Source organism: Caldisericia bacterium (assembly GCA_021158845.1).
GTDB lineage: Bacteria > Caldisericota > Caldisericia > B22-G15 > B22-G15 > B22-G15.
The window spans coordinates 1-7,321 of record JAGGSY010000082.1 but is presented as its reverse complement, the minus strand read 5'-3'; the positions used below and the strand labels follow the sequence as shown (position 1 = coordinate 7,321).

Genomic DNA, 7,321 nt, shown 5'->3' with positions numbered 1-7,321 from the left:
ACCACTTAATCTACCCTTCCTATACTCTCCTCTTACAATATTATTATACGAGGCATCTGGCGTTGCATAGTGCCGGAGTTGCAGGAATACTTGACACATCTAAAAAATTATTTATAATGTAGTCAATCATGTTTGTGATGAGTTATTCATACTATTATTATTTGTTGAGGTGAGATTCAGGAGAAGGGTTTCTCCTATCCTGGATTTCACCTTAAGCCCACAAATTTGTGGGCTTTTTTATTTTTAGGAGGTAAAGATGAGGATTGTAAGAGGAGCAACTTGTGTTGAAGAGAACTCAATTGAAGAGATTACAAGAAAAACAGAGGAACTCTTTGGTGAGATACTTAGAAGAAACAACCTGTCTAATAGCGACATTCTGGGAGTCATTTTCACGATGACCAATGATCTCACAAAGATTTTTCCCTCAAGGATTGTTAGAGAGAGATTTGGACTCTCCCATACCCCTCTTCTTGACCTTGAGCACAAGTTTGTTGAAGGGGCAATGGATAAATGCATAAGGGTTATGGTCTTTGTTGATACAGACAAAGACCTTGAACCGGTCTATCTTCATAGGGCGAAGAGTCTTAGAGAAGACATTTCTGGAGGTGGTAAATGATTCTCATATTAGAAAGGAATCTTAAAGAGGAGGAGATTCAGAGAATAGTAGAGAAGGTGAAAGAAGCTGGTTTAACTCCACATATTTCAAGGGGTGAGGAGAGAACAATAATAGGACTCATAGGAGATTCAAGGGCAAAGGATAGGGAATACTGGTTAAATGTAAAAGGTGTGGAGGAGGCTATAAGAATTCTAAAACCATTTAAGTTAGCGAGCAGAGAGTTTAAAAAGAAAGACACAGTTGTTGAAGTTGACGGTGTTGAGATAGGTGGAAAGGGAGTTGTCGTGATGGCTGGTCCATGTTCTGTTGAGGGAAGGGAACAGATACTGAATATAGCAAGGGTAGTTAAGGATTCTGGTGCAAAGATTTTAAGAGGAGGGGCATTTAAGCCAAGGACCTCACCTTATAGCTTTAGAGGTTTGGGAAAGGAGGGACTTCTATATTTAAGGGAGGCAAAGGAGAAATTTGGTTTACCGATTGTTACAGAAGCAATGTCTATTGAACAGCTTGAACTTGTTTCAGAGTATGCTGACATAGTTCAAATTGGTGCAAGAAATATGCAGAATTTTTCCTTACTTGAAGCTGCTGGCAAGATAAAAAAGCCAATTCTACTAAAAAGGGGGATGTCGGCAAAGATTGAGGAGTTTCTTCTTGCAGCAGAGTATATCCTTTCGAATGGAAACAGGGATGTTATTCTCTGTGAAAGAGGCATCAGGACATTTGAAACATACACAAGGAATACCCTTGATATATCTGCTATACCTATTTTAAAATCAATAACACACCTCCCTGTAGTTGTTGATCCATCACACGCCACAGGAAAAAGGGAACTTGTCATTCCAGTTTCTCTTGCCTCAATTGCTGCTGGGGCTGATGGTCTTCTTGTGGAAGTTCATCATGAACCGGAAAAAGCTCTGTCTGATGGTTTCCAATCATTGTATCCCCATCAATTCAAGGAACTAATGAGAAAGGGGAAGGTGATAAGTGAAGCAATTGGAAGATTCATTCTTTAGCATCTTTATAATAGGTCTTGGGCTTATAGGAGGGTCTCTTGGGCTTTCCTTAAAGGGAAAGTGGTTAAGATATGGATACGATATAGATGGAGATGTTGTGAGGGAAGCTTTAGAGGTTGGTGCAATTGACAAATCTCTTTCAATTGAGGAGGGATTAAAATCAGATATAGTTGTCATCTCAATTCCTGTCCAATTCATACCTTATTTTATAAGAGAAAACAGGGATAAATTTTATAAAGATTCAATTCTTATGGACACAGGAAGCACAAAGAGAGTTGTTGTTGATGAGATGAGAAAGGTGGATTCATTCTTTATCGGTGGACATCCCATTGCAGGGAAAGAGAAGGGTGGAATAAAAAACATAGATTCACATCTATTTGATGGTAAAATTTTTGTTCTCACAGAGGAGAATAATCTTACAGAAGAGAAAAAGAGAATTGTTTTAAAGCTTGTTAGAGATATAGGTAGTTTTCCTGTATTCATTTCAGCTGATGACCATGATTATATCCTTGGACTCACAAGCCACCTTCCATATGTTGTTTCTCTATCCCTCTTCTACTATCTTATGAAGAAGGAGAAGGACAAAGATAACATTTTTAAATTTGCAGGAAGTGGACTCAGGGATACTACAAGAATCTCCAGTGGAGACCCTGTCATGTCCTATGGGATGATTAAAACAAACCTTGATCATGTTAAAAGATTTGTTTCTGAGTACATAGATACTCTTGAGGAGGTTATTGATGTTATTGAGAAAGGAAAATTTAAGGAACTTGCAGAGAAGGTAAAGGAGAGGAGAGACAAGATATGGTAATGATTGAGCCAATAAGAGGAGTTCGTGGAGAAGTTTCGCTTCCGGGAGATAAATCAATAACGCACAGAAGTTTTATATTCTCTTCCATAGCAGAGGGCTATTCCCTTATAAAAAATCCAAATACAGGAGATGATGTTTTAAGGACTCTTGAGATAATGCAAAGAATTGGTGCAGAGGTCTCTTTTGAAGACAAAGCTATAAAGATTAAAGGTATTGGTATCTCTGGAATAAAAGAGCCAGATGATGTTCTTAATGCAGGGAATTCAGGAACAACCATAAGACTCCTCTCTGGACTCTTTTCAGGAGTTAAAGGAAAATTTTTTGTAATTACAGGTGATTCCTCATTGAGAAAAAGACCTATGAAAAGGATTGTAGAACCCATAAATCTTATGGGTGGTTTTATAACTGGAAGGGAAAATGGCAAATTTCCCCCTCTTGTAATCATTGGAAGAAAACTCAAAGGTATAGAGTATGAACCAGAAAAATCATCAGCTCAGGTTAAAAGTGCCTTAATCCTTGCGGGTTTGAGTGCTCAGGGGAAGACAACTATTTTAGAAAAAGTAAAAACGAGAGATCATACAGAGATAATGCTTGAAGCCTTTGGGGGAAAGATCTTATCTGAGGATAAAAGAATTACTGTATTTCCAGTTGAAAAACTTTATGGTAGAGAGATCTTTATTCCGGGAGATTTTTCTTCTGCTTCATATTTCATTGTATTAACACTTCTTTTGGATAACAGTGAGTTGGTTATAAAGAATGTATCCTTAAATCCCACAAGGATTTACTTACTCCATGTTTTAAGAAGGGGAGGGGCAAATATTAGAATTTTAAATGAAAAGGTGAAAAATGGCGAGATATTTGGTGATATCTATGTTAAATCCAGTAGTCTTTCAAAGATTTATATTTCAAGAGACGAGGCACCTTTACTTATTGATGAACTACCTTTAATAGGTATTATGGGTGCATTTTTGGAGGAGGGTGTCAAGGTTGAAGGAGCAGAGGAACTTAGAGTGAAAGAGAGTGACAGGATAAGACTTGTTGTAGAAAATTTGAGAAATTTGGGTGTTTTTGCCCATGAATTTCCAGATGGATTCTATGTTAAGAGGGGAGAGATAAGGAGAGGTGTTGTTAAGACAGGGTTTGACCATAGAATTACCCTCTCTTTTTCAATTCTTGGTTTGCTCTCAAGGAGTGGTATCTATCTTGAAGAGATAGACTCAATTAAAGTTTCTTTTCCAGGCTTCTTTGAGATTGTAAGGAGGATAAGTTATGGATAGGTTCTATCTTTTAGGTTTTCCTATCTCCCACTCCTTCTCTCCAAAAATCTATAGAAGACTTTTCAAGCTTATGGGAGAGGATGCAGAATACTCTCTTCTTGAGACAAGAAGGGAGGAACTAAAATCAAGGATTTCTAAAATTCTTAATAATAAAAATGTGAAAGGTTTTAATCTAACTCAACCACTGAAGGAAGAGATTCTAAGGTTTGATATTTATCTTACAGGGGTTGCGAGAGAAATAGGTTCTGTGAACTGCGTTAAGGTTAAGGATGGAAGATTGTATGGGTTTAATACGGATTATTCTGGATTTAAAAGAAGTATCATACCATTTTTGGAATATATAAAAGGAAGGGATGCAGTTATCTTTGGTGCCGGAGGAGCTTCCAGATCTGTGATAAAGGCTTTAATAGATGTTGGAGTAGGTGATATTTTTGTTGTAAATAGAACATACAGGAGGGCTCTTGAACTTAAAAAGGTGTTTCATGAGAGGATAATTCCAGTTAAATTTTGTGAGGCAGAAGATGTTGTTGAAAAAAGTAAGTTTATTGTGAATGCAACCACAGTAGGACTAAATGGTAAAGATACCCTAATTAAAGAATCGTGGATAGATGAAGATAAAATCCTTTACGACCTTATATACAATCCGAAAGAAACTGAATTCTTAAAGATTGGAAGGAAAAAAGGAGCCAAAGTTAAAAATGGTTTTACCATGCTCTACTTTCAATGTATTGATAACATAAGAATCTGGTATGGAGGTGAGAGATGTTGAGATTCCATACAGCAGGAGAGTCTCATGGAATGTACCTTGTTGGGATACTTGAGGGGATTCCGAGAGGTTTAAAACTTGATCTTGATTACATAAACTCAATGCTTATCTTGAGGAAAAGAGGTTATGGAAGGGGAAAGAGAATGGATTTTGAGGAGGATAAACCAGAGTTCTTTGGAGGTCTAAATAAGGAGAATATTACAACAGGTGCACCTATAGGATTTAAGGTGAGAAACATAGATTGGGAGAGAGGAGGGAGGGGGAAATTCTCTTTAGTCCCAAGACCAGGTCATTCCGATTTCTCAGGGAGTATAAAATATGACTTTGATAATCTCTATCTTCCAGCGGAGAGAACAAGTGGAAGACTTACTGTTTTAGATGTTATTGCAGGAAGTATATGTATTCTTTTTCTAAGGGAATTTGGAGTGGAGACCTATTTCTTTGTGACATCAGTGGGTGGAGTTGGCATTCCAACAGAGCGGTTTGATGATATACCCTCTCTTTTTAGAAGAGCAATCTCCTCTCCAGTTCTTGTGCCATTTCCTGAATTTGAAGAGAGGATAATGGATGAGATTGAGCATGCCATAGAAGAGAAGGATAGTTTAGGGGGAAGTGGTATTGTGATTTTAAGGGGAGTTCCTGCTGGACTTGGAGATTATAACAGGTGGGATAAAAGAATTGATGGTCTAATTGCTCAAGCAGTTATGAGTATTCCCTCTGTTAAAGCGGTTGAGATTGGAGAAGGTATTGAATCGTCAAGATCTATGGGAAGTAAGTTCCATGATTCATTCCTAATAAGAGGAGATAGAATTCTAAGGGGTTCAAACAATGCTGGAGGGATTGAGGGAGGGATAACAAATGGAGAGGATATAGTTGTAAAATTCTATGCAAAGCCAATTCCAACGGTTAGAAAAGGAGTTAAATCTGTAAATCTTAAGGAGTTTAAAGAGGTTAGATCCAGTTATGTAAGGTCTGATACAGTTGTAATACCAGCAGTATCTCTTGTTGCTGCATCAAGGGTTTCCTTTGTTGTTGCATCCAGTTTTTTGGATAAATTTGGGGGAGACCACATAAAAGATACAAAAGATTCCTTCAACAACTATATCAATTCAAGGAGGAGATTTTGGCAAAGATAGTTTTATGCGGATTTATGGGTTCTGGAAAAACAACTATTGGAAGAGAGTTATCTAAGAATCTTAATATTCCATTTTTTGATCTTGATTCTGAAATAGAGAGGAGGGTTGGAAAAAGGATAAATAAGATATTTCAGGATAATGGTGAGCATTTCTTTAGAGAGATAGAGAAGGATACTCTTTTTGAGTTTTTAAAAAGAAAAGAAGATTTTGTTCTTGCTGTGGGAGGAGGCGCTATCATTGATACTGAGTCCCTTAACGCTGTTCTTAAAAACTCTATTCCCATACTCCTTGATGGAAGGCCTGAGGTTTTTTATGAGAGGATAAAGGGAGATAGAAAGAGACCGCTACTTAATTCCCTCTCTAATTTTACTCATCTTTTTGAGCAGAGAAGGGATGCTTATTTAAAGATTCCTATAAAAATTGATGCCGAGAGAAACCCTTCTGATGTTGTATCTGATATTATGTGGATAATTAAAAGAAGAGAACTTCATACTCCCCAGAAGATTATTTTACAGGTTGGAATATCATTTTCACTTCCCAGTAAAGAGTTTGATTTCCTGATAATAGATGAGAATGTTTATAAAATTTACAGGGAAAGGTTTAAGATCAAGGATAGATACATTGTGAGAGGAGGGGAAAGGGCAAAAAATCTTAAAGAGGTTTCTTGCATATACGATGCTCTTTCAAATTCAAAAGTTGAAAGAGATGGGAAGGTGGTAGGTGTTGGAGGAGGGGTAGTTTCTGATATTTCTGGTTTTGTCTCCTCAACCTACATGAGGGGTGTGAATCTTTACCTTGTGCCTACAACACTTCTCTCCCAGGTAGATAGTTCTATTGGTGGAAAGAATGGCATTAATCTTTCATCAGGAAAGAATCTTGTTGGAACCTTTTATCTACCCAAATATACCTATATAGACCCTATGTTTCTATGGACTCTTCCCCATAGAGAGATTGCTTCAGGTCTTGGCGAGATATTTAAGTATGGGATTCTTTCTGAAAATGGTATCTTTGAGACCCTTGAGAAATCTTATAAATTTGATTTTATGACAATTTTAAGACTCATATATCCTTCGATTCTTGAAAAGATAAGATGGATTGAAAATGATATGTTTGATAACAAAGGAGAGAGGATTTTTTTAAATTTAGGTCATACAGTAGGTCACATGATGGAAAAAATTATGGGTTTTGGAAATTTAACACACGGAGAGGCGGTTGCATTTGGCATACTCGTTTCAGCATATATTTCAAATAGGTCTAAGATCTTGAAAGATAGTGATTTTGAAAGGATTGTATCCCTCTACAAAAAATTAGGTTTTCATATTGATAAATTTTTGCCAATACTTAATTTTAAGGAAGAGGATTTAATAAGGACACTCCTTTTGGATAAAAAAACAAACCTTAAGAAACTTACTTTAATCCTTCCAAAAAGGATTGGAGAAGTTTTTTTAAAGCGGGATTTTCAGCCGAAGTTACTCACAAAGTTTTTATTAGAATTTTTGAAAGAATTTAAGGAGGAAATATGAAAAGAATACTTGTAATTAATGGACCCAATTTGAATATGCTCGGTGTGAGAGAAAAAAATATTTATGGTGAAAAGGGTTTAGACTGGATTCAGAGGAAAATGGAAGAGGAGGGGAAGAGATTTAAGTTTTCACTCACATTCTTTCAGTCAAATCATGAGGGAGAGATAATAGATAAAATT

At 36.7% G+C, this 7,321-nt stretch carries 7 protein-coding genes and 1 pseudogene; all 8 read left to right on the top strand.

The features are described 5' to 3' along the window. Positions 1 to 256: 256 nt before the first annotated feature. A pseudogene (aroH, locus tag J7J33_03185) lies at positions 257 to 616 on the top strand (chorismate mutase). Beyond that, complete coding sequence (gene aroF, locus J7J33_03180; protein ID MCD6168293.1) at positions 613 to 1,629, top strand: 3-deoxy-7-phosphoheptulonate synthase; 1,017 nt, start codon at positions 613 to 615, stop codon at positions 1,627 to 1,629. The pseudogene aroH and the gene aroF overlap by 4 nt, the downstream one beginning before the upstream one ends. Next, positions 1,601 to 2,440, top strand: coding sequence for a prephenate dehydrogenase (locus tag J7J33_03175; GenBank protein ID MCD6168292.1), 840 nt, complete (start codon positions 1,601 to 1,603; stop codon positions 2,438 to 2,440). The genes aroF and J7J33_03175 overlap by 29 nt, the downstream gene beginning before the upstream one ends. Beyond that, positions 2,440 to 3,717 carry a 3-phosphoshikimate 1-carboxyvinyltransferase gene (gene aroA / locus J7J33_03170; protein MCD6168291.1) on the top strand — a complete coding sequence of 426 codons (1,278 nt, stop codon included), beginning with the start codon at positions 2,440 to 2,442 and terminating at the stop codon, positions 3,715 to 3,717. The genes J7J33_03175 and aroA overlap by 1 nt, the downstream gene beginning before the upstream one ends. Beyond that, positions 3,710 to 4,486, top strand: coding sequence for a shikimate dehydrogenase (locus tag J7J33_03165; GenBank protein MCD6168290.1), 777 nt, complete (start codon positions 3,710 to 3,712; stop codon positions 4,484 to 4,486). The genes aroA and J7J33_03165 overlap by 8 nt, the downstream gene beginning before the upstream one ends. Then, complete coding sequence (aroC, locus tag J7J33_03160; protein MCD6168289.1) at positions 4,480 to 5,619, top strand: chorismate synthase; 1,140 nt, start codon at positions 4,480 to 4,482, stop codon at positions 5,617 to 5,619. The genes J7J33_03165 and aroC overlap by 7 nt, the downstream gene beginning before the upstream one ends. Further along, positions 5,607 to 7,142, top strand: coding sequence for a bifunctional shikimate kinase/3-dehydroquinate synthase (locus J7J33_03155; protein ID MCD6168288.1), 1,536 nt, complete (start codon positions 5,607 to 5,609; stop codon positions 7,140 to 7,142). Before aroC ends, J7J33_03155 begins: the two co-directional genes overlap by 13 nt. After that, positions 7,139 to 7,321, top strand: a 183-nt coding sequence (locus J7J33_03150; protein MCD6168287.1) for a type II 3-dehydroquinate dehydratase, incomplete at its 3' end; no start/stop codon positions are given. The genes J7J33_03155 and J7J33_03150, both read left to right, overlap by 4 nt.

Excerpts from the sequence above, each read along its gene's own strand:
- aroF (MCD6168293.1), top strand. The coding sequence starts at position 613 with ATGATTCTCATATTAGAAAGGAATCTTAAAGAGGAGGAGATTCAGAGA.
- aroA (MCD6168291.1), top strand. The coding sequence starts at position 2,440 with ATGATTGAGCCAATAAGAGGAGTTCGTGGAGAAGTTTCGCTTCCGGGA.
- J7J33_03165 (MCD6168290.1), top strand. The coding sequence starts at position 3,710 with ATGGATAGGTTCTATCTTTTAGGTTTTCCTATCTCCCACTCCTTCTCT.
- aroC (MCD6168289.1), top strand. The coding sequence starts at position 4,480 with ATGTTGAGATTCCATACAGCAGGAGAGTCTCATGGAATGTACCTTGTT.